General features: G+C 36.2%; 29 protein-coding genes and 2 pseudogenes. 13 read left to right on the top strand and 18 right to left on the bottom strand.

Annotation, left to right across the window (positions count from 1 at the left end; translation table 11 throughout):
* Window positions 1–10: 10 nt before the first annotated feature.
* From NSS81_RS17760 to NSS81_RS17735, 6 genes and pseudogenes are all read right to left on the bottom strand, one after another.
* Window positions 11–340, bottom strand: a complete 330-nt coding sequence (locus tag NSS81_RS17760) for a DUF485 domain-containing protein (protein ID WP_342429981.1) — start codon at window positions 338–340, stop codon at window positions 11–13.
* A 146-nt stretch (window positions 341–486) separates the two neighbouring features.
* Entirely contained in the window at window positions 487–1,236 is a 750-nt protein-coding gene (locus NSS81_RS17755; protein WP_342429980.1) for a LytTR family DNA-binding domain-containing protein, read from the bottom strand.
* Window positions 1,233–3,002 carry a LytS/YhcK type 5TM receptor domain-containing protein gene (locus NSS81_RS17750; RefSeq protein ID WP_342429979.1) on the bottom strand — a complete coding sequence of 590 codons (1,770 nt, stop codon included), beginning with the start codon at window positions 3,000–3,002 and terminating at the stop codon, window positions 1,233–1,235. The genes NSS81_RS17755 and NSS81_RS17750 overlap by 4 nt, the downstream gene beginning before the upstream one ends.
* The gene (locus tag NSS81_RS17745; protein WP_342429978.1) at window positions 2,990–4,543 is read right to left on the bottom strand and encodes a cation acetate symporter; all 1,554 of its coding nucleotides are present in this window, start codon (window positions 4,541–4,543) and stop codon (window positions 2,990–2,992) included. The genes NSS81_RS17750 and NSS81_RS17745 overlap by 13 nt, the downstream gene beginning before the upstream one ends.
* A complete protein-coding gene (locus NSS81_RS17740) occupies window positions 4,540–4,815 on the bottom strand; it encodes a DUF485 domain-containing protein (RefSeq protein ID WP_335437392.1) in 276 nt (91 codons plus the stop codon). The genes NSS81_RS17745 and NSS81_RS17740 overlap by 4 nt, the downstream gene beginning before the upstream one ends.
* Window positions 4,816–5,014: 199 nt before the next feature.
* A pseudogene (locus NSS81_RS17735) lies at window positions 5,015–5,251 on the bottom strand (5-methyltetrahydropteroyltriglutamate--homocysteine methyltransferase); the annotation flags it as partial.
* A gap of 337 nt (window positions 5,252–5,588) precedes the next feature.
* On the opposite strand from NSS81_RS17735, the gene NSS81_RS17730 reads away from it, so the two are divergent.
* Window positions 5,589–6,551: a S8 family peptidase gene (locus tag NSS81_RS17730; protein WP_342429977.1), complete on the top strand. Its 963-nt coding sequence runs from the start codon at window positions 5,589–5,591 to the stop codon at window positions 6,549–6,551.
* Window positions 6,548–7,351: an endonuclease gene (locus NSS81_RS17725; RefSeq protein WP_342429976.1), complete on the top strand. Its 804-nt coding sequence runs from the start codon at window positions 6,548–6,550 to the stop codon at window positions 7,349–7,351. The genes NSS81_RS17730 and NSS81_RS17725 overlap by 4 nt, the downstream gene beginning before the upstream one ends.
* 102 nt (window positions 7,352–7,453) lie before the next feature.
* Here NSS81_RS17725 and NSS81_RS17720 read toward each other — a convergent pair whose 3' ends face one another.
* From NSS81_RS17720 to NSS81_RS17700, 5 genes and pseudogenes are all read right to left on the bottom strand, one after another.
* A complete protein-coding gene (locus tag NSS81_RS17720; protein WP_342429975.1) occupies window positions 7,454–7,609 on the bottom strand; it encodes a hypothetical protein in 156 nt (51 codons plus the stop codon).
* 12 nt (window positions 7,610–7,621) lie between these two features.
* Entirely contained in the window at window positions 7,622–8,461 is an 840-nt protein-coding gene (locus NSS81_RS17715) for a hypothetical protein (RefSeq protein WP_342429974.1), read from the bottom strand.
* 680 nt (window positions 8,462–9,141) lie between these two features.
* A pseudogene (locus NSS81_RS17710) lies at window positions 9,142–9,340 on the bottom strand (HIT family protein); the annotation flags it as partial.
* A gap of 179 nt (window positions 9,341–9,519) precedes the next feature.
* Window positions 9,520–10,623, bottom strand: a complete 1,104-nt coding sequence (locus NSS81_RS17705; protein ID WP_342429973.1) for a 5-methyltetrahydropteroyltriglutamate--homocysteine S-methyltransferase — start codon at window positions 10,621–10,623, stop codon at window positions 9,520–9,522.
* 119 nt (window positions 10,624–10,742) lie between these two features.
* Complete coding sequence (locus NSS81_RS17700; RefSeq protein ID WP_342429972.1) at window positions 10,743–11,660, bottom strand: LysR family transcriptional regulator; 918 nt, start codon at window positions 11,658–11,660, stop codon at window positions 10,743–10,745.
* Between the two features lie 962 nt (window positions 11,661–12,622).
* On the opposite strand from NSS81_RS17700, the gene NSS81_RS17695 reads away from it, so the two are divergent.
* Window positions 12,623–13,663 carry a putative sulfate exporter family transporter gene (locus tag NSS81_RS17695; protein WP_342429971.1) on the top strand — a complete coding sequence of 347 codons (1,041 nt, stop codon included), beginning with the start codon at window positions 12,623–12,625 and terminating at the stop codon, window positions 13,661–13,663.
* Window positions 13,664–13,747: 84 nt separating this feature from the next.
* Entirely contained in the window at window positions 13,748–14,653 is a 906-nt protein-coding gene (locus NSS81_RS17690; RefSeq protein WP_342429970.1) for a selenium metabolism-associated LysR family transcriptional regulator, read from the top strand.
* Window positions 14,654–15,011: 358 nt separating this feature from the next.
* On the opposite strand, the gene NSS81_RS17685 is transcribed toward NSS81_RS17690, so the two are convergent.
* Window positions 15,012–15,734 (bottom strand): 3-ketoacyl-ACP reductase, encoded by a 723-nt coding sequence (locus tag NSS81_RS17685; RefSeq protein ID WP_342429969.1) that lies wholly within the window; start codon window positions 15,732–15,734, stop codon window positions 15,012–15,014.
* Window positions 15,735–16,272: 538 nt separating this feature from the next.
* Between NSS81_RS17685 and NSS81_RS17680 the strand changes: the two genes are divergently transcribed.
* The 6 genes from NSS81_RS17680 (at window position 16,273) to NSS81_RS17655 (ending at window position 21,118) form a co-directional block, all read left to right on the top strand.
* A complete protein-coding gene (locus NSS81_RS17680; protein WP_342429968.1) occupies window positions 16,273–16,512 on the top strand; it encodes a hypothetical protein in 240 nt (79 codons plus the stop codon).
* A gap of 20 nt (window positions 16,513–16,532) precedes the next feature.
* Entirely contained in the window at window positions 16,533–16,700 is a 168-nt protein-coding gene (locus NSS81_RS17675) for a hypothetical protein (protein ID WP_165771450.1), read from the top strand.
* 424 nt (window positions 16,701–17,124) lie between these two features.
* Window positions 17,125–17,421 carry a hypothetical protein gene (locus NSS81_RS17670; RefSeq protein ID WP_342429967.1) on the top strand — a complete coding sequence of 99 codons (297 nt, stop codon included), beginning with the start codon at window positions 17,125–17,127 and terminating at the stop codon, window positions 17,419–17,421.
* A gap of 207 nt (window positions 17,422–17,628) precedes the next feature.
* Window positions 17,629–18,933 carry a serine hydrolase domain-containing protein gene (locus NSS81_RS17665; RefSeq protein ID WP_342429966.1) on the top strand — a complete coding sequence of 435 codons (1,305 nt, stop codon included), beginning with the start codon at window positions 17,629–17,631 and terminating at the stop codon, window positions 18,931–18,933.
* A 135-nt stretch (window positions 18,934–19,068) separates the two neighbouring features.
* On the top strand, window positions 19,069–19,698 hold the full coding sequence (locus tag NSS81_RS17660) for a VanZ family protein (RefSeq protein ID WP_342429965.1): 630 nt from the start codon (window positions 19,069–19,071) through the stop codon (window positions 19,696–19,698).
* 604 nt (window positions 19,699–20,302) lie between these two features.
* Window positions 20,303–21,118, top strand: coding sequence for an SDR family NAD(P)-dependent oxidoreductase (locus NSS81_RS17655; protein ID WP_342429964.1), 816 nt, complete (start codon window positions 20,303–20,305; stop codon window positions 21,116–21,118).
* 518 nt (window positions 21,119–21,636) lie between these two features.
* On the opposite strand, the gene NSS81_RS17650 is transcribed toward NSS81_RS17655, so the two are convergent.
* From NSS81_RS17650 to NSS81_RS17625, 6 genes are all read right to left on the bottom strand, one after another.
* The gene (locus NSS81_RS17650; protein WP_342429963.1) at window positions 21,637–21,831 is read right to left on the bottom strand and encodes a hypothetical protein; all 195 of its coding nucleotides are present in this window, start codon (window positions 21,829–21,831) and stop codon (window positions 21,637–21,639) included.
* Between the two features lie 126 nt (window positions 21,832–21,957).
* Window positions 21,958–22,311, bottom strand: a complete 354-nt coding sequence (locus NSS81_RS17645; RefSeq protein ID WP_342429962.1) for a DoxX family protein — start codon at window positions 22,309–22,311, stop codon at window positions 21,958–21,960.
* A gap of 203 nt (window positions 22,312–22,514) precedes the next feature.
* A complete protein-coding gene (locus NSS81_RS17640; RefSeq protein WP_342429961.1) occupies window positions 22,515–23,138 on the bottom strand; it encodes a histidine phosphatase family protein in 624 nt (207 codons plus the stop codon).
* Between the two features lie 343 nt (window positions 23,139–23,481).
* Window positions 23,482–23,841 (bottom strand): DUF2085 domain-containing protein, encoded by a 360-nt coding sequence (locus NSS81_RS17635; RefSeq protein ID WP_342429960.1) that lies wholly within the window; start codon window positions 23,839–23,841, stop codon window positions 23,482–23,484.
* Window positions 23,816–24,070, bottom strand: coding sequence for a hypothetical protein (locus NSS81_RS17630; RefSeq protein ID WP_342429959.1), 255 nt, complete (start codon window positions 24,068–24,070; stop codon window positions 23,816–23,818). The genes NSS81_RS17635 and NSS81_RS17630 overlap by 26 nt, the downstream gene beginning before the upstream one ends.
* Window positions 24,071–24,126: 56 nt before the next feature.
* Window positions 24,127–24,675, bottom strand: coding sequence for a DUF4240 domain-containing protein (locus tag NSS81_RS17625; RefSeq protein WP_342429958.1), 549 nt, complete (start codon window positions 24,673–24,675; stop codon window positions 24,127–24,129).
* 251 nt (window positions 24,676–24,926) lie between these two features.
* Here NSS81_RS17625 and NSS81_RS17620 point away from each other — a divergent pair, with 251 nt between their 5' ends.
* The 3 genes from NSS81_RS17620 to NSS81_RS17610 are packed head-to-tail and all read left to right on the top strand — an operon-like array spanning window position 24,927 to window position 26,053.
* Window positions 24,927–25,298 carry a group-specific protein gene (locus NSS81_RS17620; RefSeq protein WP_342429957.1) on the top strand — a complete coding sequence of 124 codons (372 nt, stop codon included), beginning with the start codon at window positions 24,927–24,929 and terminating at the stop codon, window positions 25,296–25,298.
* Window positions 25,299–25,314: 16 nt separating this feature from the next.
* On the top strand, window positions 25,315–25,830 hold the full coding sequence (locus tag NSS81_RS17615; RefSeq protein ID WP_342434063.1) for an RNA polymerase sigma factor: 516 nt from the start codon (window positions 25,315–25,317) through the stop codon (window positions 25,828–25,830).
* The gene (locus NSS81_RS17610) at window positions 25,811–26,053 is read left to right on the top strand and encodes a hypothetical protein (protein WP_342429956.1); all 243 of its coding nucleotides are present in this window, start codon (window positions 25,811–25,813) and stop codon (window positions 26,051–26,053) included. Before NSS81_RS17615 ends, NSS81_RS17610 begins: the two co-directional genes overlap by 20 nt.
* The last annotated feature ends 199 nt before the right edge of the window (window positions 26,054–26,252 follow it).

Raw genomic sequence — 26,252 nt, 5'->3', positions numbered from 1 at the left:
CCATACCCCCCTATTTTAACTGCTCATTAATGATTTGCTCGGATTCTTTGTCAAAGGAAGCTGCTTTTTTTACATAGATTGAACTTAGCACCCAAACCATCACAAACTGTGAAATGGCAAAAATCCAAGTCCAAGAAATATCTCCAATTGCTGGGGTGTTTAAAAAAGTTGTGTAAGAGGTGAAAATTGGCAATAAAAAGTAAAAAATCATGAAAAATACAGTCATCGGTACTAAAAATTGTTTCTTTTTGCTCAAAAATCGTTTAAATTGTGGGCTACTTTTTACCTTTAGATAATCAATACCTTTCTCCTTGCTAGTAATCAATTCTTTTTGAGCCAAAATCGACCATCCCCTTCCATTAACTTATAGATAATTATATATATTCCGAATATTATATAATTTAAAAATGGATGAACGGTTGAAAATAGATGGTGAACGGTTATGTATGGCTCATGAATGGTTGTAGATTTAACTCTATGATCTTATCATTTAAAATTTTCAAAAATGGATTTATTCGCAGAACGACTTACAGGGATTTTTGTTCGTTTTTTATCTTTTAACGTCAAATTGCTTGTTCCATTAAACCAAGGGGTTATTTCCAACACGTGATTTAGATTTACCAAATAACTACGATGTGCACGGAAAAACAAATGACCAGCTAACTGATCCTCTAATTCTTGTAAGGTCATCCGACTCATAACGACCTTATCCTCGGTATGAATCTCTAGGAATCGTTTATTTGGCACGGCATAGTAAATAGAATCAGGAGATACTACAACCATCCGTTCTCCATCATCTATTAAAATCTTTGATAGAATCGTTTGTTTCTTTTTTCCTGCTGCTTCACTACTATTCTTTCGATTCGCCAAACTTTTGCGAATTCGCTTCATCGTCCTTCGAAACCTTATCTCATCATATGGTTTCAATAAGTAGTCAACTGCCTCCACTTCAAAAGCATCCATTGCATATTCATCATATGCAGTGGTGAACACAAATAAGGGAATAGTGTCGGTCTCCTGTTTCATAATATATTGTGCTGCCTCGATTCCTGTGAAACCCGGCATCTCTACGTCTAGAAAAATAACATCCGGCCGATGTTCAGAATATAACTCAATTAATTGTTCACCCGTTTCCGCATGTGGAGTGAGGATCACTCCCTTCTCATCTTTCAATAAATACAACAATTCCTTTCTAGCCATCATCTCATCTTCAGCAATCATCGCACGAATATTCATCCCATCACCTGCTTTTCTTCAAATTGATTTGGAATTGGAATCGAAAACTTCACTTCACTGCCCCCATAGGACAAATTTCGAATATGCAATCTTGCTGACTCTCCTAATAAATGAACTAATCGTTGGTTTACATTATAAATACCTATCCCACCATTATTATGACTGACTAATGGCTGTAGACTTACAACCGGTAAAATATGTGTAGGAAAACCGCTCCCATTATCCCGAACTAAAACGGCAAGTCTCCCATTCTCCTTTTCTATTATAATTTCAATCTTTGCACCATCTGTTACATTCTTTAAACCATGTTGAACTGAATTTTCAATCAGGGGCTGAATGGTCGATGGCGGAATATAAATATTGGAAAGTTCAGCTGGCTTTACAAAATTAATTTGTAACCTTCCTGTAAATCGCTCTTGAATAATAGACGTATAGGCTTCAGCATGTTCACACTCTTTTTCAAGTTCAACCAGTGATTTCGATACCAAACGTATATTAAACCTCATATAACTTGCTAATTGTAGTGTTATGAGGCGAGCCTTCGCTGGATTTTCCCGAAACAATCCAGCAATTAATTGAAGGGTATTAAATAAAAAGTGTGGATTGATTTGTGCTTGTAAATTCCTTAATTCTGCATCTCGAATATGGGCCTTTAGTTTTTCCGCCCCAAGCATATTCAATTGATCTGAAATAAATTGTCCCAGCCCTTGTGCCATCATCATTTCAACTGGAGAAATATGCTCTGCTTTACGGAAATAGAAAGTAATCAGATACGTTACATTATCATCTTCTATAATCGGAATGAAGATAGCTGCCTCAAGACTGCATTTTTTATGAGTACATATTAAATCAGATTTCACGTGTGTAACTTGAATTTTTTTCATACTAATCGCCTTTTGTGCTGGATGTGCTGTAATCGGATCACCAAATTGATGATGGTCATCTCCCAAACCTTTATGGGCTAAAACCTCCTTTTGATCTGTAATGGTAACAGCAGCAAGCCTCAGACGAGTATATAATAAATTTGCTAAGCCACTCGCAACATCAAAAGGAGAGTCCTTTTTTAAAAATGGAAGTGCTTCCTTCGCGATGGTTAATGCTTGTTTCGATGCTAGAGCTGCCTCATTTTCTTGTTCACGTAAAACAATTCCAATCATCGCTGTAAAAATGGCAATCGCTGCACTATTTGATAACACAAGTGGTAAGCCAATTGTATTGACAAGTGTAATCATATCTAGTCTATCTGTGTACATTATTAGTAGTAATTGCATGTGTAAAACTGGAGGAAAAACACCAATAAATAATGCCTTCAACGGAGAAATAACACGTTCGTTGGAGAAAAATCGTGCCGTTAAGCCTGCCAGTAGGCCTGTAATAGGATTGACAAGAGCATTCGCCAGTCCACCAACACCTCCAAGAAATAGTAGATGGATCCCAGTAATAACTCCAGCGCCTAAACCAAGTATCGGTCCACCTAATAAGCCTGCTATTACAATCGCAACTAGGCTCATGCTAACAATTAAGTGTTGACTCTCTACTGGAAAAATAATTAATTGATGACTGAAGAATCCATCCTCATGTATGACTATTCCTGTAACCGTACTGGCCATTCCAAATAAACCAAACACCCCTGCATGAACGATCGACATCTTCACACTATAATTACGGTATAATAATGACCTGAATCCAGGTGTCCGTGTCATCACAAATGCAATTATAAGAAGTAGTCCCAAACGTTCAAATAAAATAATCGTTAAGCTTTCCATTTCTTTTCTCCCCTTGAAGCAATGCCGGACTGGGATTGAATATAAAACTCGTTAAATTCTGCTATGGATTGGGATTGCCTTCTTGAAAGAATCGTTCCCAAATATGCACCAACAAAGCCAATTGGAATTGTAATAATGCCTGGATTATATAAGGAGAATACTGCCTCACCTCGAATCCATCCATCCTGTGGATTCATAATGTGAGGACCTAACATGACGAATAGTAAAGACGCAACAAGGCCACTAAGCAATCCCATAATGACTCCTACTTGAGTAAAGCGCTTCCAATAAAACGTTAATAAAAGAACGGGGAAAATACTTGAAGCTGCAACAATGAAAGTCATCGAAACAAGAAATGTTACATTAATGGTCTCTAATCGTAGTGCAAATAAAGTGGAAATCAATCCGATTCCTAATGCTGACCAGCGTGCTGCCCTCAATTGTTCCTTCTCTGTTGATTTCCCTTTTTTAACGATATGATGGAAAATATCATGGGCAAAAGCAGTTGTAGCGGAAATAACGAGCCCTGCAACAACTGCAACAATGGTTGTAAAGGCAATCGCAGAAACAAATGCCAACAGGAAGTCACCTCCAACCGCCTTGGCAAGTAACGGAGCAGCTAAATTCCCCGTAGGATCGAGCGCCATTAGCGAATCATAGCCTAAAAATGCGACAGTCCCAAGACCTAAGGCGAGTGTCATTATATAAAAAATTCCAATAATCCATGTTGCGCTTATTAAAGACCTGCGAACCTCATATGTATTACTAACTGTAAATAGTCGTATTAAAATATGAGGCAATCCTGCAGTCCCAAGTACTAAAGCAAGTTGTAGTGAAAGGAATTCCAGTGGATTATCAAATAAATTTCCAGGAAGGAAAAAATTCTCTCCCAATGGCGTACCTGTTTTTACTTCTTCAATTAACTTCGAAACATCCCAATTAAAATGGGAAAATACGATAAGTGTGAGAAGAAATGTTCCTGACATAAGAAGAACGGTTTTCACAATCTGTACCCATGAAGTCGCAATCATCCCACCTACAACGACGTAAATCGTCATTAATCCCCCTATCACAATGACTGATACGGAATAATTGATCTCAAGCAGTAAACGAAGTAAAAATCCTGAAGCAACAAGCTGAGGGATTATGTACAGGATGGAGATGATAAACGTACAAAAAGCCATAATTAATCGCATTTTCCCACTTGGAAATCGTGAACAAATGACATCTCCAAGAGAATATTTACCTTGACGGTGTATGGGTTCAGCAATTAAAAATAAAACAACAAGATAGGAAACTAAAAAACCAATGGAATATAAAAAACCATCATAGCCACGGATTGCCACCATCCCAACAATCCCTAGAAAGGAGGCTGCACTAATGAAATCGCCAGCTATTGCCATTCCATTTTGAAAACCTGTTAATGACCCAGCAGCAATATAAAACCGATTCGTTGTTTTACTTCGCTTGGCTGCCCAATATGTAATAATTAATGTACAAACAATGATATAAATAAGAAATAAAAAATATGTAGGATTCACAACGATTTCTCCTTATCGATTCCTTCCATCTGTCTATCAATTTTATTAGCAGTCCTATGGTAAAGCCCACAGAAGAACCATGTCATCGGAATTTGTAAAAATGCATATAACCATGCCGAAGAAATACTATAAATGAAGCTTGGCCGATTCATCACATCAGGAATGAAAATAAGAGAAAAAGGAAGAAAAAAATAAAACAGTAATGCAGCAGCCAAAGCAGATGTCATCAACTGCTTTCTCTTACGAATCAATTGTAAAATTTGCTCCTCCATTCATTCGCCTCCTGTTTTAAAAATCTGAAAAATCAGTTAAGTGTTTTAATTCAAATAATACATGAAGAATCTAAACGTGTAAAGTTGATGGAAAATAAAGGTGCCTGCGCCCCGCTACGTTAATACTTTAACACACTGGGGCTCAGGCACTAGAGTTAGAAAAAGCGAACAGCCATCGTTAGCTGTTCGCTTAAAAAACTTATCCCCAAATCTCTTTAGAAACATCCACAATATACTTCAGTTTTGCCCATTGCTCTTCCTCGGTCAAGATATTTCCATGATGAGTAGAAGCAAAACCGCATTGCGGGCTGATGCATAATTGCTCTAATGGCACATATTTTGTTGCTTCTGCTACACGTGCTTTAATATTTTCCTTATCTTCTAAGTTCCCATGTTTCGATGTGAATACACCTAACACAACTTGCGGACCACCATTAGAAAAACCGCTAATGGTTTCTCTTAATAAAAAATGGTGCCTGACCCCCGGCGCTGAAACGCTTTAATTCGCCGGGGGTCAAGCACTAGAATTCTTTGTTATTGGTGTGTTTATTGTTGAGGATATTGCAGTTTAAAAACTTGGATTTTTTCGATAGGAAAACATCGATCCCTTTATTATGAATTCTTGTAGTAATAATGAGATAGAAAGAAAGCAATCTCTGAATACTAGCAACAAAAAATCCTTCAAAAGTAGCTATTAAATAGAAGTCGGAATTGTTACACTATTAACAACATCACGGGTCGGCTTCAATTTAATCCTACAGGAGGGAATAAAAGTGGAGCGAAAAGTAAGTTTGATTCCGTTTCAAGTAATTGAACTAGTAGAAAAGGTCAATGAAGTTCCCAAAGGGGTAGAAATGATTCAGGCTCCAAGAATTTGGGATCAAACAAAAGGCAAAGGAGTTACAGTTGCCATATTGGATACTGGCTGTGATTTGACTCATCTTGACTTAAAAGAGCAGATTGTCGGCGGAAGAAATTTTACAGTGGATGATAACGGGAACCCTGATGTTTACAAGGATTACAATGGGCATGGTACCCATGTTGCAGGGACAATTGCTGCAATACAAAACAATGACGGTGTTGTAGGTGTAGCCCCTGAAGCAAAACTGCTTATTATCAAGGTGCTTGACAAAAATGGTTCTGGCCAATACGAATGGATTATTAATGGGCTTAACTATGCAATAGAACAAAAGGCTGATATTATTTCTATGTCTCTTGGCGGTCCAGTGGATGTTCCTGAACTACATGAAGCGATTCAAAAAGCTGTTAATAACAATATTCTTGTGGTCTGTGCAGCAGGAAATGAAGGGGATGGCAATGATACAACGGATGAATTTGCTTATCCGGGGGCTTATAATGAAGTGATTGGTGTAGGCGCCATTGACTTAGAAAGAAATTCTTCAAGGTTTACAAATTCAAATAATGAAGTAGACTTAGTGGCTCCTGGGGAGAAAATTTTATCAACCTATTTAAATGGAAAATATGCTTCATTAAGTGGAACGTCAATGGCAACACCTCATGTTTCCGGAGCAATGGCTCTAATAAAAGTTCTTGCCAATACAGCCTTTGAGCGGAATCTCTCAGAGGCTGAACTTTATGCACAATTAATAAAAAGAACAGTGCCATTAGGAAATTCTCCAAAACTTGAAGGCAATGGATTAATTTATTTAACTGTAACGGAACACTTGTTAGAAATCTTTAATAAGCTATTGATCCCTGAAAAAGTGGAGTTATGATGAATAATCTGGAATTGCTGACAAAAGAACGGGAGAACGCAAAGGCAGCCTATTTGGAATACATCAATAACCGCAGCTACTATGAGGAACAAAGGGATTTAGAAATCCAACAAACGTACTATAAAAATACTAAATTTGAGAGAAACAGTTTTCATTATTTATTAGAAAAAACACATATTAATAGGCTGGATTACTCTCCTCATCGTTATGTTTACCAATGGGTAGATCTTCATGAGAATGGGAAATTGAAAAGCTTATATTCCGGGAAAGGAATGGATCCGCTTGCTGTCATTGAGGAAGATATTCGTATTCTTGAAAACATAGTAAGTGGAAACAGAGCTAGTTTACCTGATGAAATTACTCTTAATTGCGAGCATGTGGTACCACAGTCATGGTTTGATAAACAAGAGCCAATGAAGGGAGACTTGCATCATTTATTTTCCTGTGATCCCGAATGTAACAGCAGACGCGGAAACAGGTCTTATTATGATTTTGCTGACTATGTTCCGGAGAACCTTACTTTAGGAGTTAAGGAAGGCTGTGGAAAGGCAGATAAAGGAAAGTTTGAGCCTGAATATGGAAAGGGAATTGTTGCAAGGGCCACTTTTTATTTTTTAACCCGGTACCAGGGAATAGTAAATAACAATCTTGTGAACCTGCAGGTATTACTGAAGTGGCATAAGCAATTTCCAGTGACTCTTTATGAAAAACACCGGAACCTAGCTATCTTTGAATTACAAGGGAACCGGAATCCGTTTATTGACTTTACGGAAATGGCTGAGAAATTGATATGTGAATAAAATGTTTTTAATGCAAAAAAAATTTTCGTGATTTTCCATTGCCTGGATTTTCTGAAATGCTTAAATAAGAAAACAGCACATATTTAAGTGCTGTTTTTTCATTTAAGCATTTTGACTTTTTCTATTTGCCGAAATACTCACATTACCCTTACGATTGATCAGATGGGCAATCCCATTACCTTTTGTCCCTTTAACAATAGCGCCGTTTCGTTTGATAGTGGAGGAACCACTGGTGTTTGATTTGACTGTTTTTTCCATAAAAGCCGTCTCCTAATTTCCTGCATTCTTTTTCCTTTTGAATTGTCTTAAAAATCGGTTATTCGTTCCTATTAAGATCATTTTCGATGTGTAGAAGGTAAATTCCTTCAAGTTTTCATTCGTAAATATGTTATCTTTGAGGATAAATACTGCTAGTCCTAATTTCAAATTACCATAATTTCGAACGGTAATGAACTGCTTAATAGGACTATCTCGTAATTCCATTCTGCTGTTGACAGCAGATTCTTGTACTCGAACATAAGGCATATCTAGTGCAGAGTTTATTAATTTAGCTGCACATTCGATATCTGTCGGTGTTTTTAAATGAACTAATTCAATGTCGTTGTCTTTTCCTTCAAAGTACCAAATAAATTCAATTTGGCGTTCAGGAAGACCGAATATTCTTTTGATTTCTGCATGATTACTAATCATGAATATCGTGACTTTTTCGTCGATTACTCTAAGAGAAGATTGTTGATCAAATGCTGTTAATATATCTCCTAACTTGTCCTCAAGATCTAAGTATGAATCGTAATCATCGATCTTACGTAAAAGAAGTGCAGGAGGTTTTTTCATAATTACATTTCTAACTATTAAAACAGCATTTACAAAACCCATAAGAAATAAACCGTAAATCAAAATTAAAAGTATAAAATGCAACGCTTGTAATAAGGGACTTTCGTTTTCAAGGTACTTAAAAAAATCAGCAGTAATAAACTTGGACATATTTTTATGGAGATCTTTCAGTAGTTCGGCGTCATTGGTGATTAAATAAAAGGTAAATAGAGATATAATTAGAAATAAAATGAAACCTGGCACGCCAAATTGTTTAAATCTCTCTTTCCAAGCCAAATAAGCACCGCCTCCTTATTTGGCTTAATTTTATAGAAGTAATAGTCCATTTACAAGCGATTGAAGAGGATTTAGTTATTATTTACCAGGAATAATCGGTCGAGTTCTTTGTAAAGTAGTACGGAATACCTTGGTTCCATTTTTAAGGGTTTTTTCCCTCTCGTTAGAAATGGTAACTTGTATGTCAATTTCCAAAAGATGTTTAATGTAGAATTGAATAATAATAACATCTCCTTTCCCTTGGCTATATTATTTTTCATTTTCCCTAGATAGAACATATTATATGTAAAAGATTTAACACTGCTATATCAATATATCTGCGATCACCACTTAAACAACGCCGAGTGTATCTCGCAGTTAGTTTTAAAAAATGATTGAGGGGCTTTAAGCCCCCTCAATCATTTTTAAATTTTTGTTTTTCTTTACAGTATTTTTAATTATTTTTTTCTTATACCAATTGTTCTGCCGACTTCATTAGGCTTTGGCAGGTCTTGATGTAATTTCCGTAGACTTTCAATTTGGGATTGGATCAAAGAAGGAATGGGTGAAGTAAGTCCTTCCTTCATGTTTATGCCCATTAGCATTTGCTCACTTGTCGCGAGGCAAAAATTCAAGTAAATTCAAGTGACAGGCACCTTCCATATTTTTGGATGGTACCAGTCACTTTCTTATTTTGTTAGTTAAAACAGAAACTCGCTAATGGTTTCGCTTAGTTTGTTTTTTGTCTCTATTAACTTAGTTTCCTCTTCTATGTATTCGGCTTCATCATTAGAATAAAAAATAGAAAATGATTGATTTTTATATCTCGGTACGACGTGGCATATGGTAGTAGGTTAATTCATTAAATATCCCGCCGTTTTGGCATATTGTGCTACCATCTTAAAAATAGTGCCTGACCCCGAGCTCAGTAACGCTTTAATTCATTGGGGGTCAGGCACTAGAGTTAGGGATTGGTATTGGAACATTGACCCCTACCATTCCCGATAGATAAGCATTACACTGTAAACAGATTTAACTTAAAAAGCGAACAGCCATCGTTAGCTGTTCGCTTAAAAAACTTATCCCCAAATCTCTTTAGAAACATCCACAATATACTTCAGTTTTGCCCATTGCTCTTCCTCGGTCAAGATATTTCCATGATGAGTAGAAGCAAAACCGCATTGCGGACTGATGCATAATTGCTCTAATGGCACATATTTTGTTGCTTCTGCTACACGCGCTTTAATATTTTCCTTATCTTCTAAGTTCCCATGTTTCGATGTGAATAGACCTAACACAACTTGCGGACCACCATTAGGTATGTATTCCAATGGTCCGAAATCACCAGAACGGTCATCATCATACTCGAGGAAAAATCCGTTTACTTTTTCTTTTGCAAATAGAGTTGGCGCGATTTTCGCGTAGCTGCCTTCAAATGCCCATTTCGAACGGTAGTTCCCCCGGCAAAGATGAGTGGTAATCACGAGATCTTCCGGCTTCGCTTCCAATACTCCATTAACCACTTGGAGAGCTAAATCAATTAATTGTTCACGGGAATAGCCACTATCATTAAATGGTATTTCCGGTGCATTTAGACCCGCAATATAGACATCGTCTAGTTGTAGGTAACGGCAACCTGCATCATAGAAAGCTTTAATTGCCTCGCGATAGGTTTGAATAATATCGTTTGCATAATCTTCAAGGTTCGGATAAATTTCTTTGTTACGGATTCCGGCGTTAAATAATTGATTTGGACTTGGGATGGTTTGTTTGGCAACGGCACGGTCCCCAACAATTTCTTTAAATTCGATAAAGTCTTTGAGATGGGGGTGATTTTGGTTAAACGAAATCTTCCCGATTACACGCACATCATATCTTTCCGTTTCTTCTCCTTTGAACGCAAATCCAGAGTCTGGCACGTAGCCCTCTACCCCATTTAAATGCTCAAGGAAATCGGTATGCCAAAATCTCCGGCGAAACTCTCCATCTGTAACAGCTTGTAGTCCTACTTCAATTTGCTTGTTAACGATGTTTTTGATTTCTTCTGTTTCAATTGCGTGTAGTTCTTGTGTTGAAATATTTCCTGCTTGGAAATCCATCCTAGCCTGATGAATTCTTTCTGGACGTAATAGACTTCCTACATGATCGGCTCTAAAGGGAGCTTTAACAAGTGTTTTTGTCATAGTGAATCTCCTACTTTCTATAAGATTAAGAATCTTCTTAATTTGAACTAAGGCAAGTGTAGCATAGGAAAATCATTATAACGTAACACCTAAAATCTATCCCTTGTTATAGCCTTAAACTATAGCTGTTGTAATTCTTCTCCAATCGATTCTTTTAAATATTGAATGTAGATATTGCCCAACTTACTGGTTGTGACGCTTTTATGGGTAATATAGCCCACATGAATTCGTTCATCCACCTTCAGAGGAACGGCAATTATGTCTTTGCTATTTAATTTATGACTAATCACACCTGTTGAAATGGTGTAGCCATTTAATCCAATCAATAAGTTAAATAAAGTTGCCCGATCACTTACCTTAATATTCTTCGGTCTAGTTAGCGTGCTAAGAATTTCCTCCGAAAAATAGAAGGAATTATAATCCCCCTGCTCATAAGACAAGTATGGATAGGGATCCAAATCAGATAATGTGACATATTCCTGTACCGCCAGAGGATTGGTTGAGCTAATAAAGACATGGGGCTTTGCTTCAAATAGTTCATGGAACTTTAAATTTCCTTCTCTTAGAAATTTTTGAATCACATGTTGATTAAAATCATTCAGATATAAAATCCCAATCTCACTACGGAGGTCTTTCACATCAGCAATGATTTCATAGGTCCTAGTTTCTCGTAAAGTGAACTCGTATTCCTCGCGGTCATACTCTTTTAATAGACGGACAAAGGCACTTACCGCAAAGGCATAATGCTGACCAGATACTGAGAAATTTTGCTGCGGCGATCGTGTTTTCGTATAGCGATTCTCAAGAAGTTCTGCCTGTTCCACTACCTGCCTTGCGTACCCTAAAAACTCCGATCCTTCAGGTGTAATCACAATCCCCTTATTGGTTCGCGAAAAAACCGTAATTCCGATCTTCTCTTCCAACTCTTTTAGTGCGTTTGAAAGACTTGGCTGACTAATAAACAAATTCTGTGCCGCTTTGTTAATGGACCGACTTTTTGCCACTTCAATCACATATTTTAATTGTTGTAATGTCATCTTCATCCCTCTTTTCTACATCATTTACAATTATACACTTATTTTGGGTCAGCCCCCTGTTCAGCGAAAGTGCGCGGGGCTAACGTGTTAAAGTGTTTAGTGATGGTGCCAGTTTCACTTTTCCTTACTTGCAAAAATATTTAAGGGTAGGCTCTGTTATACCTGAATGTTGTTTTCCCTGTGTTTGAAAAATAAACGGAAAAATTCCGGCTAAATTGGGAAATATCCATATTTCCTTAAATATAAGGGGAGTTTTTCCGTTTATATAATCCAAATCATTGAATTTTATCTTATTTAGATCAGTTAAGCGGAATATCTCCGCTTATTTCCGCTTCTTACGCTTTCCTATATACATTAGCAGGAAATTCTCCGCCTATGAATTCTCATACTTACACAAAAATCAATACGGAGAGGGTGGATAGGGGTTATGAGTAAAATTCGCCATTCGAAAAATTAGCAATAAAAAGCAAAATAGCAAGGGTATAAACCCTTGCTAGACTAAAAATTGACCTACATTTTATAGAGCAAAAAGGATTACATTTTGGTTTGCATTTTCCTGTACAAATTGGTGTTTTGCATAGAAAACGGAACCCGTTATAAATATGGTCCTTTATTTATTAAATATCATCAGAACTATTTAACAGAGCCTATTAATTAAATCAAATTTTAGGATGAGTTTGAAACGGATAAAAGTGTACTTTTATTACAACAAAATAGAAATAATACTTGACTCACAATAACAATATACATACTCTGTCCCAATATAATACAAAGTCCTCTTGTGAAAATTCCTCTCTAAAGACACTACTTAATCCCTACTCCCCACTTATATAATTATTCAATAAATACCATTCGATAATTAGAAAAGCGTTTATGGATTTCTATGTTAAATTTAAGTTAACTAGTTGATTAAACCACTTAACAGATTGCCATATTATGTAACGAAAACCGGAGGAGTTATAATGGAAGCACAGAAAATTCTAGTGGAGGTCCGGGAGCAAAATAAATATGATTATTATGGGTTTGGATTGGGTCTCTTACTTACATTTGGATTAGCAGTAATTGCAGGGCAAGTAGCGAAGTTGCCGTTTTTTTCGATTATGGGAATAATGATTATTTCTATAGTACTTGGTGCTATCTGGGGTAATACAGTTTCCCATCACCATTCTGTAAATAACAATCTAGGTATTAATTTCAGTAGTAAAAGATTATTGCGGGTTGGAATCATTTTTCTAGGATTTAGACTTGATTTGACTGACATCCTAAATGCAGGCTTGCCAATTCTGCTAATTGACGTAATTGTAATTACATTTACCATGTTATTTATTCTCTTCCTTGGTAAACTTTTTAAAACGGACAAACAATTAACCACTTTAGTGGCTGCAGGCACAGCAATATGTGGAGCAGCCGCAATTATAGCTATATCTCCTATCATTAGAGGAAAACAAGAGCAAACGGCCATTGCTGTATCATGTATTGCTGTCCTTGGGACTGTCGGTGCCCTACTATACATCTTTCTTTTTCCCTACTTACCAATCACTGACACCGAATATGGAGTGTTGGTAGGAGCTACATTACACGAACTAGCACATGTAGTTGCTGCTGGGATACCGAGTGGAGATATAGGAAGTGATTCCGCAATCCTTGTCAAATTAGGAAGAGTGTTACTTCTAATCCCAGTTGCTCTGTTCATTAGTTTTATTAATAGAAAGAACTCAAAACAGGACGGAAATATTAAGGACTTGCCGATTCCGTGGTTTATCTTTGGATTCCTCTTAATGAGTTTGATCAATACTTTACAATGGATTCCAAAGGGCGGCTCCCAATTTTTTCTTTTATTAAGTACCTATTTATTAGCAATGGGAATGGCTGGCCTAGGATTAAATATTAAATGGGCAGATTTTAAAAAAGCCGGAGTGAAACCAGTTGGAGTGGCAGTACTTGGATTCTTGGCACTTCTCTCGATTTCTCCACTTCTACTATTTATCTATCGTCTTTTTTAAAAGATAGCTCAATTAATAAGGTCACTTTTCTTCATTTCTAGTAGTATAGTGTTAAATGGATGTTGCAACCTCAGGAGGAAAGTAATGAATCTTGATTATTTAAAAGTATTTTATGTGGCAGCAAATAACAAGAGCTTCTCACAAACAGCAAAAGATCTTCACCTCTCCCAATCCTCTGTAAGCATACAAATCAAACAGTTAGAGGACCATTGGGATTGCCAATTATTTGAACGGACAACGAAAAAGATGTCATTAACCCCAGCTGGAGAGATCTTATATAAACAGGTTCAAAAATTGTTTTCGATTATGAACGAAACCACCAATGAATTACAGGAACTAAAAGGATTCGTTCACGGAGATTTACAGGTCGGTGCAAGCCTTACAATTGGGGAGCACATCCTTCCCTTCGTTTTAGCCGATTTTAATAAATTGTACCCGAAAGTAGCTATTCGTTTTAAAGTATTCAACTCAAGATACATTATTGATAAATTAAAAAATCGTGAAATTAACCTAGGGTTTATTGAATCAATGCTATCATATCCATCGTTAAAGCAAGTTCCCTTTGCAGAGGATGAACTGATTGTCATCGCTCCGCCGAACCATTGGTTATCTGAGAAGGAATGTCTATCTATTGAAGAGTTATTCACCCTTCCGTTTATTATTCGTGAAATGGGGTCAGGGACGAGACAAGTTATTGAAGATACCCTTCGTAGAAATCATGTGGATCCTATGAAACTCAACATCGTGATTGAGTTAGAGCAAACAGAAGCCATCAAATCAGCAGTGGAAGCAGGCTTGGGAGTTTCCATTCTATCGAGGCACGCAGTGAAGAAAGAGCTTGAGTTACAGACATTAAAACACATAGAAATTAAAGAATTCCGTTTTCTCAGAAGCTTTTACATGGTTTATGATGAGGAAGCATTGCAGCTACCCAGTAAAAAACTGATTGAACTGGTAAATAACATTTTTTTGATAAAAACCCTTAAGTAAGAAAGTGGAACGATTGGCTCGATTTATCGATCATTCCTCTTCAACAAACGTTTTAATTAATGGTTTCGTATGCTGATAAAGGCCTGGTATTCGGTGCTGATATACCCTCTTGATACAAAATCTCACCATTGCACCTAGATTCATTTAAGTGAGGTTTGAGATAAAAAAACAATCACTAATAGGTATACTGCGAAGTGAGGACATTAGGGTCTCCTATATTCTAATTAATAACTATGTATACTTAACCATATTTTTCATAAATTTTACTCTTTACATTTTTCGGTAGCTCTATAAATAGAGCCTGCCCCCGGCGTGTAATACTTTTATCCGACGGGGGGAGGCTCTTGAATAGTAGTTATTAGAATGGATTTGTAGCCAATATGCTAGCTGTTTTTATGTAGACTCGTTGATTTAATTTCAATTGAGAAACGATCAGTTCAGCAATATCTTCTGGTTGCATATACTTTTCATCGTTTTCAGGGATTAGTTTCAAATCAAGTGCCATGTCCGTTGCGACTGTACTTGGAGTTAAAGCCGTTACCCGGATATTATTTCTGCGAACCTCTTGTGCTAATGACTCAGTAAATCCAATGACAGCGAATTTTGAAGCACTATACGCACTGGATGTAGCCGCCCCATTCAAGCCGTTGGTGGAGGAAATATTGATCACGTCTCCACTATTTTTTTCAATCAATTGAGGAAGAACGGACCGTGTGACATAATAGGTACCCATTAGATTCACGTCAATGATCCTTTTCCATTCTTCTGGATCCATGTCTAAAAGGGAAGCAAATTTACTCGTTCCCGCACTATTAATCAGAATATCGGCTTTGCCTAATTGGTTTGTTAGCTTCTCAATAGCTTGTTGGACTTGCTCTAAGTTTGAAACATCCACTGCTGCATAAGCAACCTTTACTCCTAGTCCTTCCACAATACTTGCTACTTGCTTTAAATTTGATTCAGTGGTTGCAAGTAAACCAAGGTTAACCCCTTCATTCGCAAGTGCGATGGCAGTCGCTTTTCCAATCCCTCTTCCTGCACCTGTTATATAAGCTACCTTCCCTGTTAAAGATTGTACCAAAACAAACAGCTCCTTCTTGTATATACAAATTTACCAATCCACTCTATTATATACGTCTAAAATATTTTTCTCTAATATCTCGTTTATGTAGGTAAAATAAGAAAATGGCTGACACCCACATAAAAAGTGACAGCCTTCCTCATTTAATTATTTTGCTTATCATTCTGATTACAGCTATTGAAATGCACCACTTCTGACATTGTATTTACCACTAAATGACATGAAGTATACCAAAGAATGACAAGACGCTTCCCACCGCAATCTTACTGGTAATAGGAGGAATAAATCTATAGTTTGGAGTATCAAGAATGTTAACAAATTTGATTAAACAAGACCAGCCTTGCGCAGACGGGACTGATTTTAGGGTAGTATTACGTAGTAGACTAAATACTACGCAGCAAAAGATATTTTTTTTTGCTGACTTTGTGAAAGATTGTACTTAAGCTAACGAAGCAGTTTAGTTCAATAAGACCATATGATAAAATTAGCATAAAAGTTTGTATTAGAGGTGCTGTTATGGAAAAGTTTTTCGTTATGGATGGAAATAATTTTTCCGATTTTAAAGGTTTTTGTAAGGCGTTTTCAAATCAAGTGCTTTCAGGGAAATACCAATGGAATGGGAACCTTGATGGGGGGATTCGGAGATATAGATAGTCAAGAAGAATTCACAATTATTTGGAAAAATACTGCTAAATCAAGAAAAGACTTAGGAATATTGCAGTTGGTGAATCAGATTCTACGTAGATTCTATGGTTATGGAGTTTTCTATGAGGTTTAGAGAAAAGGAGAGATTTTAAAATGGATCCAAAGAAAATCGTTTATTGGTGGACAGGTAAAGAAGAGTATGAATTTAAAGACGATCATAAAGGTGAATGTGAAGCCTGTGGTGATGAAGCAACTTTAAACGAGGATAATGTTTGTGAAGATTGTTATATTATTTCTATGAACGAAGATGAAGATTTTTAATAAGAATACTAGATAAGAATAACCTTCCATAATTGGAGGGTTTTTTTAAAAATAAGCGTACAATCCTTAATATATTGGTAGCTTATTCACTTTATACGCGAAAAAAGAAATAATATGTTCTTGTAAAAATAAAAGCTAACTATCTTATGTAACTAACGGGGGCATTACTTAAACAAAGGTAATGCCCCTTTCTACTTCAAGTAACGAAGCAGGTTAGTTGAATAAGCAATGTTTGTTTAATTCAGATGGGAAGGGGAGTAGATAATGAGGGTCCTTTACTAATGTTTTGTTCGTTGTTTTATCATCTGGCTTTGAAATAACGTTTGTTTCTCTATAAGAAAGAACGATAATTTATATAAAAGTTTGATAAAATGTTATTAATAAAATGAGATTGTGAACTATAAATGAACGGGGTGGAGATTTAATGAATAACAATTCTTATAAAATTGTCGTGCATGTTGTCAATTTAATCCTATTAGGAGCTATCGCTTTTCTTGCGTTTTTCTCTGTAGTAAATATTAGCCCAGCCCAAGACCCCATCTCTGATATATTTAAATTCGGTCTTATTGGTTTTCTGCTCGTCATGTGGGCAGTTAATTACTGGTTCCAATACAAGAAGCAAAAATGGATTCTACCAATAGCCGGAACCATCCTTTACGTCGCCATCGCTTTGTTTGTCATGGGGGTTGTTATGCCATTCCTACGCGACATTGTTTATTAAATAAACCCGCAGCCATGCCAAATAACAATTAAACAGATTTATCACGTTTGGTAAGCTGGATAATAGAAGCTCAGTTCTTATTGCATTAACGGGGGCGATACTTGAAGAACCAGCTGCCATTTTGGTGGCTTTTCTTATTGTGTTAACGGGCAGGTTAGTTGACGATATTGTTATAAAGATTTGTTAAGGATTATAGGGGGAAATTACATGATAGTAGAGGAACGGTTAGGTAAATGGATAGAAAGGTACGAAGAAAATAGTTATTTGAATGGTTCAATTTTAATAGCTTCTAACGAAAATATTCTTTTAAACAAAGGTTTTGGCATGGCAAATTGGGAGCATGCTGTACCCAATAAACCTACTACTAAATTTCGCATCGGCTCACTTACTAAGGCTTTTACATCTATGGGTATTTTTCAATTACATGAAAAAGGGAAATTATCTATAGATGATTGTATAGGGAAGTATCTTCCTAATTATCCACAAGGTGAAAAAATTACAATTTATCATTGTCTAACAAATACTACAGGGATTCCAAATTACACAAGTTTCTCTGACTTTTGGTCTAAAACTATGAGACTTCCGATGACTTTACATCAACTGATCGATTCATTTAAACACCTTGATTTGAACTTCGAACCTGGTAAGAGATTTGAATATTCAAGTTCAGGCTACACATTACTAACAGCAATTTTAGAAAAGGTTTCAGGTATGTCATTTGCAGAGTACATACAAGCAAAAATATGTCTTCCCTTAGGTATGAATAATACAGGCTGTGATGACGGAATTGAGATAGTTGCAGACTTAGCTTCAGGCTATTCATTCTGGGAAAAACCAATTCACTCAGCATACGCAGATTTATCCTTTCCTTTAGGAGCCTATGGTTTATATTCTACAACAGAGGATTTATACCTTTGGGATCAGGCATTAAAATCATCTCAGCTCCTTTCCAAAGAACTAATGGAAAAAATGTCTACTCCAAATCTTAGTTCATACGCTTCAGGCTGGGTGGTATCTGAAATATTGGGCAGAAGATGCATGCACCATTTTGGAGATATTAGTGGTTTTTGTAGCAATTTTTTCAGATTTGTCGATGAACAAGCTACGATAATCTTTCTAAGCAATATGAACATTACTCCTGTAACACATTTAATTCAAGAAATGGCTAAGGTAATTTTTGATGAACATGTATCACTACCTCTTCCTACTCAACAAATTAACTTTATAAACAAGGAACTTATTGCTGGGAAGTATTTTATTGGAAATGATGATAGCAAAATTTTAGACATCTCTATAAATAATGGTGAACTATATTTAACTGTTCCTAAAATGTACGGGGTATTATATAAGTTTAAACTTGTGCCAGTCAGTCACAATGCATCAAAAACAACTTTTTTAACTGAAATGGTTAATGAGCAACTCATATTCAATTACTCATTGTCAGGTGAAATAGTAGATGTAGAGTATAAAGATTTTAATGAAAAAAAATATATAGCTACTAAAAACTTATAGTTTCTAAATGTTATTCAACTAACTGGTGCGATTGTTCATTAAGAGCAGTCGCATTTTGTTTACTAACGAGCAGAATAGTTCAACAAATGATTGGGTTTGTTTGTTACGATGTATTGTAAGGGAGGGAACACTAATATGAGTTTAATATTAATGTATATACAAAATATGATAGGATATATTATTGTCGCACTACCTTTTTATGTTGTTGGTAGAATTATTCTTTTAAAGAAGAGACAAAAACAAATAATGGTAATGAATGAAATACTGATGTTAATTTTCGTTTTATATCTTGTTGGTTTAGCTTCCCAAACCATCATTCCAAGGTGGGATATAGGGATAGTTAGTGATACTGGTGAATTCTTTTTTAATGTTCATTTAGCAAATGAAATTTCTCAAGTAAATCTAATACCTTTCCATACTCTCTATCAATACATTTTTGAAACAAATACGAATGTTGATTCTTGGAATAGCGTATCACTTTTGAATATTTCCGCCAATTTACTGTTGTTTTCACCATTAGGTTTCCTTGTTCCTTTAATATGGAAGAGATGGGATTCTTTTAAAAAAGTAATATTATTAGGTTTAATAGTGACATTATTTGTCGAAATTATTCAAATGTTTATTGGGCGTAGCACTGATATTGATGATGTTATACTAAATACACTTGGAATAATAATTGGTTATGGAATATTTTTATTATTCAACTTAACTCTTTTAAAACTAATTCATAAAAAAATACCTCAAAATAGAGTGCTTTCTGAGTAAAACCAGCCGTTATCTATGGTGATAATACTTTACTATAAAGAGTTTGTGAAAAATTATACTTAAACAAACGGTGCAAGAGTTAAACAAGCCAGTTAACTACAATTGTGTTATAGGTGCTGTTATCTTGAAAAAAGACATAAAAAAAGACATGATAAAAGTGATATCTGTTTTTGGTATAGGTTCTATTTTAGTTTTATTGGTTCCTATTCTATTTAATTATTTTTTATAGTATGTCTGTCCCCCAAAGGGGGTGATGCCCATTTATGCTGAATTATCTTATTGAGGCAGCATTCCTGTATTATTTGAAGATAGGATTAACATTAAAGAGTAAGTTTGTGAAAAAATGTACTACTTAAACAATTGGGCGCTTTCCTGTATTAAGGATTACGCTCTTTTTGCATTTAAGGGAGGAAGAATCTCAAGAAAAATTGAATACTATGGTAATGGTAGTATGGTGTTTGTGAAAGTTTGTACTTAAACTATAGGGCAGTTTAGTTGAAGAAGAAATTGGAACCCCTATGGAAGAGTATCGCTATTTATGAACAAAAATGTATAAATATTTCTCTGTATATAAAATTGAGACAGGTAAGGGAGTTAGGAAAATATGAAACCATTACAAGGGAAAATTGCTGTTGTTACAGGAGCATCCCGTGGTGCGGGTAGGGGAATTGCTTTTCAACTAGGCAGTGCAGGAGCGACGGTGTATGTGACAGGTCGGAGTGTAAAGGGGGCTACAACCGATAATCGACCAGAAACCATTGAGGAAACTGCCGATGGTGTTACTTCACGAGGAGGTAAAGGCATCGCAATACAATGTGACCATACAAGCGACAATGACCTAAGGAACCTATTTGAGCAAATTGAAAGGGAACACGGTCGGATTGATATTTTAGTCAATAGTGTATTTGGTGGCTCCGAAAGTTCTCTACCATCAGGAGATGGACGGCATTTTTGGGAACGACCACTGGAGCATTGGGATGCTATGATGGTTGCTGGACCGCAAGCTTATTTGCTGACTACTCGATACGCTGTACCTCTGATGGCCCATCACCATAAAGGGTTAATTGTAAATATCACATTTTTTATCAAAGACAAAATCTCAAGTAATTTATATTACGATTTAGCTATGAATGCTATCAATCGAATGACACTAGGAATGGCAAAGGAATTAAAGGACTACAACGTTTCAGCCGTTGCTGTTTGCCCAGGTTGGATGAGAACAGAAAGAGTTATAGATTCAGGTTTTGGACCAGAGGATGGAACAACTGAAACAACAGCGTATGTAGGTCGGGCGGTTGTGGCATTGGCATCAGACACTACGGTATCTAAGTTTTCTGGAGAAACAATAATGGTGGCTGAACTAGCGAGAAAATATGGTTTTACCGATGTCGATGGAACACAACCTTTGCCGTTTGAATGATAATCAGCTTCCTGACGATAGGGGGGCAAGAGTTGAAAATCATTTAATTTCTAATACAAAAGAATGATTGTGAAATATTGTACTTGAACGAACGGGTGCTCATGTTTAAGATCATAAATAAAAATACCAAGTCATTGCTGCACAGTACAACGATACTGTGCAATAAAAGCTGGTAGCCCACTTTCTGGCGCGATTACGGAAAGCTTAACAAAAGCCTAATTCCTCGGTAAAAATAGGAGGATTAGGCTTTTTTAATTCAATATCTCTAAAGTTTATCTATTGGTAAATGCGTTGACAGCAAGTGGTAAATTCCATGGCAACTGATGGTACAAAACATCGCAGAAGTGGTACATTCTTGTGGCTGTAATCACATACACTCCACAACCAAAGTCCAAAATTGAATGTGCCTGCACTCGGATATTTTGATTTACGCTAATGAGGTTAGTCCAGAAGATGCGTCCCCTTGCCATTTTCAAATAGAAAAGCTGCCTAAACGGCAGCTTCCATCAACAAATATATTAAAATTCCAAGCACAAATTGCTCAAAGCTCCAAAATCATACGTTTGATTTAGCACCACCGGTTTCTTGTTTTCATCCCCACTCCCTAAAGCAATAAACAACGGAACGAAATGTTCAGGTCTTGGTACAGCTAACTCTGCATGTGGAGCTAATTGAAGATATTGATTTAAGGAATCAATATCCCTTTTTTGCACATGCTCGATAATCCAATTTTCAAATTCTACTGCTTCTTTAATGGGTTCTGTAGCATCCGGGAAAAACCATTTTAAATTATCAACCGTCGTTCCAAATGAAAAATGACGGTACCATCTAAACTCCTCCTAAAAGCGTCCGATTGCGACAAATAGTGCAAATACTAATAATATAATATTCATCCCGATTGCTTGATTTTCCTTCCTCTTGATATGAAAACCAGCTGCCAAAACCATGATTACTGCAAGCCCAAGAGCTGCAATCGGTGTTAAGATAGGTGCAATTCCCAGCGCTAGTGGTAAAATCAAGCCAATTGCTCCAAGTACTTCAGCAAATCCGATGAAAACAACCAACCCTTTTGAGGACTCCTGTACCCATGGCATGCTGGCTTTCGCTTTTTCATAAGAAAAAGCCTTCGTTGCACCAGCAAATAAAAACATTAAGCCCAAAATGATTTGAACTGCCCATAACGCAATATTCATCCTTGACCCATCCCCCTTGTTAAAATATCCCTTCTAAGTATATTGTAAGCACCAAGGAATACATTTAGAAGTAGATACTTTAATGTGCCATAAGCCATAGGGATGGTTCTCCTGGTCTTTTTCGTTCATTTGACGAACCAAAAAAGCCACCAGAAGTCTTTTCGTTCATTCTCCATCACTTCTTATGCAAGTTAGTTGTTTAACTATTTTATATTTACAGGCTCGCGATGTGAGATATCTCCTTCTAACAATATTTTAAATTTGGTTTCAGTCATTTCTACAACTGTAAGACTTGTGTCATGAATAAATGGCGGTTCCCATAAGGTTTCAATAGAAGTATTCTTAAAAAAAGAATATAAGCATTTAATTACTACCGCATGGGTAACAATTAATATATTCCCAGATTGATAATCTCTTTTTATCCGATTTAGCACCTGAATAGCTCTTTCCCTTGTTTTTTCAAACGTCTCTCCTTTATCAGGGGTATATAGTTGAGGAGAATTCCAGAAAGCCTCATAATCTTCAGGATACTTTTCTTTAATGGATGAATGAGTTTTTCCTTCCCAGTCACCCATATAAATTTCCCTTAGATTTTCATCGTACATGATTGGAATATCTCTATCCCCACGAATCAAATTAGCGGTGGCCATCGTCCTTCCACTAGGACTTGAAAATATGGCTGCTAACTCCGTTTTCTTCAGTCTTTCACCTAAAGATACAGCATTTATTATTCCATTATCTGTTAGGTTAGAATCCAACCAACCTTGCATTCTTTTTTCCCGATTCCACTCTGTTTCTCCGTGCCTTGTTATGTATAGTGTGATCATAAACATACCTGCCTTTTATTGATGTAGTTAAAACAAAAACTCGCTAATGGTGTTTCCCTACGCACTCCATTTAAACACACCCATTATTTCATAAGATTCTCTCAATATTACAATAACAAAAAAAGGCCGTTAAGCTCGACCTTTATAATAAATTTTGTAGTATTTCTAAAATATATAAAATGAATTGGTAGACCAATGCTATGAATCGGGATAAAAATTCAAACAAGGAGTCGAACATGAAACACACTCCCTTCCAATTAGGAAAAAGCGTTATTTCTTTTTCCCTCGTCCTATACTATTTAATGCATTTTAGGACGAGTTTGAAACGGTTAAAAGTGTACTTTTACTTCAACAAAATCGAAATAATATTTTGGCTCATACTAACGATAATCATACTCTGCCCCAAGCCACTCACGATGCCTGTTGATAATCTTAATGAGTTATTGCTCATTCGGAATTTCCTTTTTTGTGTCCATCCATCAATCACCATTGGCAGATTTAATAAAATCCCCAGCCATAATGGAAAAGTCATATCAAGTACCATTATGAATGGGAAAAATAAATAGCCTGCTAAAATTCCTGTACATCTAGCACATAACGGCAGCTTATACCCTTTTATCGTGATACTTCTCGACTTCATCCGATGACATGGTACAAGATCAATTAACCATTTGAATTTAATTACAGTTTGGGCTACAATCACAATCTGGTCCTCCGTCACAGTCTGGTCCACAATCAAAGTCTAGGCAGTCTGGAGTACAATCATTTTTCTTTTTTCGGTACTTCTTTTTGCTGTAATAAAACAATACAAACACCAGCAATAAAATTCCTATACCGGTTGCAATCGAACCATAAACGATTTCACCATTTACCATGAGGGTTGTACCAACAACAAATGAAATAATCATTCCTGTAAGTAGTAGAAAAAACATAAAGTCCACCTTTTCATTCAGTTATCCTCTTATTCTTAAATATCGGTATTCTTCTTTTAACCTAGTGGTTCTTCTCCAAACCTTGTCCATAGAATAGGAAATAAATTCTCTAGATCATCTTCCTCCCAATCAAATTCTATGTCAGTTTTTGGCTGTAATCCCATTTTGTCAAGAGCTTCTACTAGCTCATCATATATATTGTCATCCCATTCAGTATTACCAGTCCTTATCAGGTTATAGGCATCTAATCCAGCCGAGAGCAATTCTTCATTTTGTGGGTACCCTTCATCATCGAGATTATCTTCATTTATGTATTCTGCTAAAAATTCAGGATCTTTCATTACCTGATTAAATATTTCTTCTCCCTGTCCAATCAGCCATCCTCGAAAATAATCAAAAGCATCATCAGAGCAGCCACCCATCAAAACAAATGCCGCTCCCCATAAACGAGATGTATAACTGGCATTCATTAATTGCTGAAATAATAATTCAAAGTCTAAAACTTCATCTAATCCTATTTCAGTTAGTACCTCAATTAACGATTCCGCTTGATTATCAAATTCTCTGGACTTTTCGATTAAGCGCCAAAATTCTTTCTGTTCCACTATATAAAACCCCCAATTTATTATTTATATATGCTAAATTCGACATTATACAAGTCGCTTCCTTCTTCTAGTAACCAGGACATTTCTACTTCTCTATTATAATTTGCTCCTTTGGTGGTCCTGAGTCAACGGTATCGCTTTTACAAAGTAAGAGTTATGGACAACGACAAAAAACTTTTTTATTTTAAATGAACCTTATTGCCATCTCATTTGTATAGTTAGTAAAGAAGGTAGATAAGGGGATGTTACAAATGGATATAGGTTGGATTGTTTCTCTTATTGTTGCAGGTTTTTTAGTGGTATTAATTTTAGCGATTGCTATTCCAATGGATCGCAAGTATGTTGTCCGTGAAAATGGTAAAATCAATTATAAGAAAACGAAAATATATTTAAGATGGAACATTTTTGATACACTTACTCTTGGTCTAGCCATCTATTCCATTATTTGTGTTCAAGTTCTAAATTTTCTTGTCTCTTTCGGCGAAACAGTCGAGAATGTTTTTGTCCAATTTTTTACAAACCAAGCACAAATATGGACACTAGTATCTATTATTTACTTAATTAGCAGGGTATCTATGACATTAAAATCTATCAAGGAACGCTGGGGCGATGAGATTGAATGAGCGAGAAGATGAATGGATGATCGCTTATCAAAATGGAGAAGACGAAGCGTTAGAAGGCATTTACAACCTATTAAAACAGTCTCTTTATTCATTTATTTTCCGTTATACGAGAGATGAGCAATTAAGCATTGATATCGTTCAAGACACATTTGTTAAACTTCAGAGTTATAAACATGATTTCAATCCAAGGAAGGGAAAGCTAAAATCGTATCTTTTTCAAATTGCCTATCGATTGATGATAACAAAATTAAATCGTCGCAAGAGATGGAGGAACCTTTTGCCCTTTCTTACTCCGATACAGACCGAAGAATTCCATCATTCAGACAGAATGACCATTAGGGAAGCCGTTGCAAATCTCCCTGAAATACAGCGTGCCGTTGTATTGCTTTTCTACTATCACGATATGCCACAAGAGGAAATAGCCAAAATTCTTGGAATTCCGAAAGGGACGGTTAAATCCAGATTACACATGGCAATGAAAAGATTAAAAGAAGAATTGGAGGGAAACGAATATGAGTCAGGATCCCTTTAATAAGGATCACTATCTGCGTACAAAGTTGGATGAATATCACGTAGAGATACCCAATTTTCCAATGAAACCTAGTAGGTGGGAACGATTTATCAATCTTTTAGCTTCACCTGCAAAAGACCCGATTGATCCAATAATTTCAACTCCAAATGGACTTTTATTACTAAAACTTGTTCCAATAATGGGAACAGCCGTATTCACATTAATACAAGTTTTTTTTCTATAAGGGATGCGTCAAGAAGTGACAGCGTATAATGGCTAATAAGCCAACCACCATTTTTCTTTAAAAAAGACCGACCTTAAGCAGAGCCCTCAATATCCATTTCTTTGAAAGGATCAACTATCACAGAATGTATCATAGGGCTCCTCTGGAACGTGAATGGACCTTGCGTCACTGGCCTTGCATGTGTTGAAAAATAAAACAA

Source organism: Neobacillus sp. FSL H8-0543, from assembly GCF_038592905.1.
GTDB lineage: Bacteria > Bacillota > Bacilli > Bacillales > Cytobacillaceae > Neobacillus.
Note: the sequence above shows the minus strand (reverse complement) of the source record. Positions and strands in the feature narration are given on the sequence as shown.

Bases quoted from the DNA above. Each gene is read 5' to 3' on its own strand.
- NSS81_RS17725 (WP_342429976.1), top strand. From the start codon at position 6,548: ATGATGAATAATCTGGAATTGCTGACAAAAGAACGGGAGAACGCAAAG.
- NSS81_RS17690 (WP_342429970.1), top strand. From the start codon at position 13,748: ATGAATCTTGATTATTTAAAAGTATTTTATGTGGCAGCAAATAACAAG.
- NSS81_RS17755 (WP_342429980.1), bottom strand. From the start codon at position 1,236: ATGAATATTCGTGCGATGATTGCTGAAGATGAGATGATGGCTAGAAAG.
- NSS81_RS17670 (WP_342429967.1), top strand. From the start codon at position 17,125: ATGAATAACAATTCTTATAAAATTGTCGTGCATGTTGTCAATTTAATC.
- NSS81_RS17620 (WP_342429957.1), top strand. From the start codon at position 24,927: ATGGATATAGGTTGGATTGTTTCTCTTATTGTTGCAGGTTTTTTAGTG.
- NSS81_RS17700 (WP_342429972.1), bottom strand. From the start codon at position 11,660: ATGACATTACAACAATTAAAATATGTGATTGAAGTGGCAAAAAGTCGG.
- NSS81_RS17610 (WP_342429956.1), top strand. From the start codon at position 25,811: ATGAGTCAGGATCCCTTTAATAAGGATCACTATCTGCGTACAAAGTTG.
- NSS81_RS17750 (WP_342429979.1), bottom strand. From the start codon at position 3,002: ATGGAAAGCTTAACGATTATTTTATTTGAACGTTTGGGACTACTTCTT.
- NSS81_RS17675 (WP_165771450.1), top strand. From the start codon at position 16,533: ATGGATCCAAAGAAAATCGTTTATTGGTGGACAGGTAAAGAAGAGTAT.
- NSS81_RS17705 (WP_342429973.1), bottom strand. From the start codon at position 10,623: ATGACAAAAACACTTGTTAAAGCTCCCTTTAGAGCCGATCATGTAGGA.
- NSS81_RS17630 (WP_342429959.1), bottom strand. From the start codon at position 24,070: ATGTTTTTTCTACTACTTACAGGAATGATTATTTCATTTGTTGTTGGT.
- NSS81_RS17645 (WP_342429962.1), bottom strand. From the start codon at position 22,311: ATGAATATTGCGTTATGGGCAGTTCAAATCATTTTGGGCTTAATGTTT.
- NSS81_RS17615 (WP_342434063.1), top strand. From the start codon at position 25,315: ATGATCGCTTATCAAAATGGAGAAGACGAAGCGTTAGAAGGCATTTAC.
- NSS81_RS17665 (WP_342429966.1), top strand. From the start codon at position 17,629: ATGATAGTAGAGGAACGGTTAGGTAAATGGATAGAAAGGTACGAAGAA.
- NSS81_RS17680 (WP_342429968.1), top strand. From the start codon at position 16,273: ATGGAAATAATTTTTCCGATTTTAAAGGTTTTTGTAAGGCGTTTTCAA.
- NSS81_RS17660 (WP_342429965.1), top strand. From the start codon at position 19,069: ATGAGTTTAATATTAATGTATATACAAAATATGATAGGATATATTATT.
- NSS81_RS17655 (WP_342429964.1), top strand. From the start codon at position 20,303: ATGAAACCATTACAAGGGAAAATTGCTGTTGTTACAGGAGCATCCCGT.
- NSS81_RS17740 (WP_335437392.1), bottom strand. From the start codon at position 4,815: ATGGAGGAGCAAATTTTACAATTGATTCGTAAGAGAAAGCAGTTGATG.
- NSS81_RS17720 (WP_342429975.1), bottom strand. From the start codon at position 7,609: ATGGAAAAAACAGTCAAATCAAACACCAGTGGTTCCTCCACTATCAAA.
- NSS81_RS17695 (WP_342429971.1), top strand. From the start codon at position 12,623: ATGGAAGCACAGAAAATTCTAGTGGAGGTCCGGGAGCAAAATAAATAT.
- NSS81_RS17640 (WP_342429961.1), bottom strand. From the start codon at position 23,138: ATGATCACACTATACATAACAAGGCACGGAGAAACAGAGTGGAATCGG.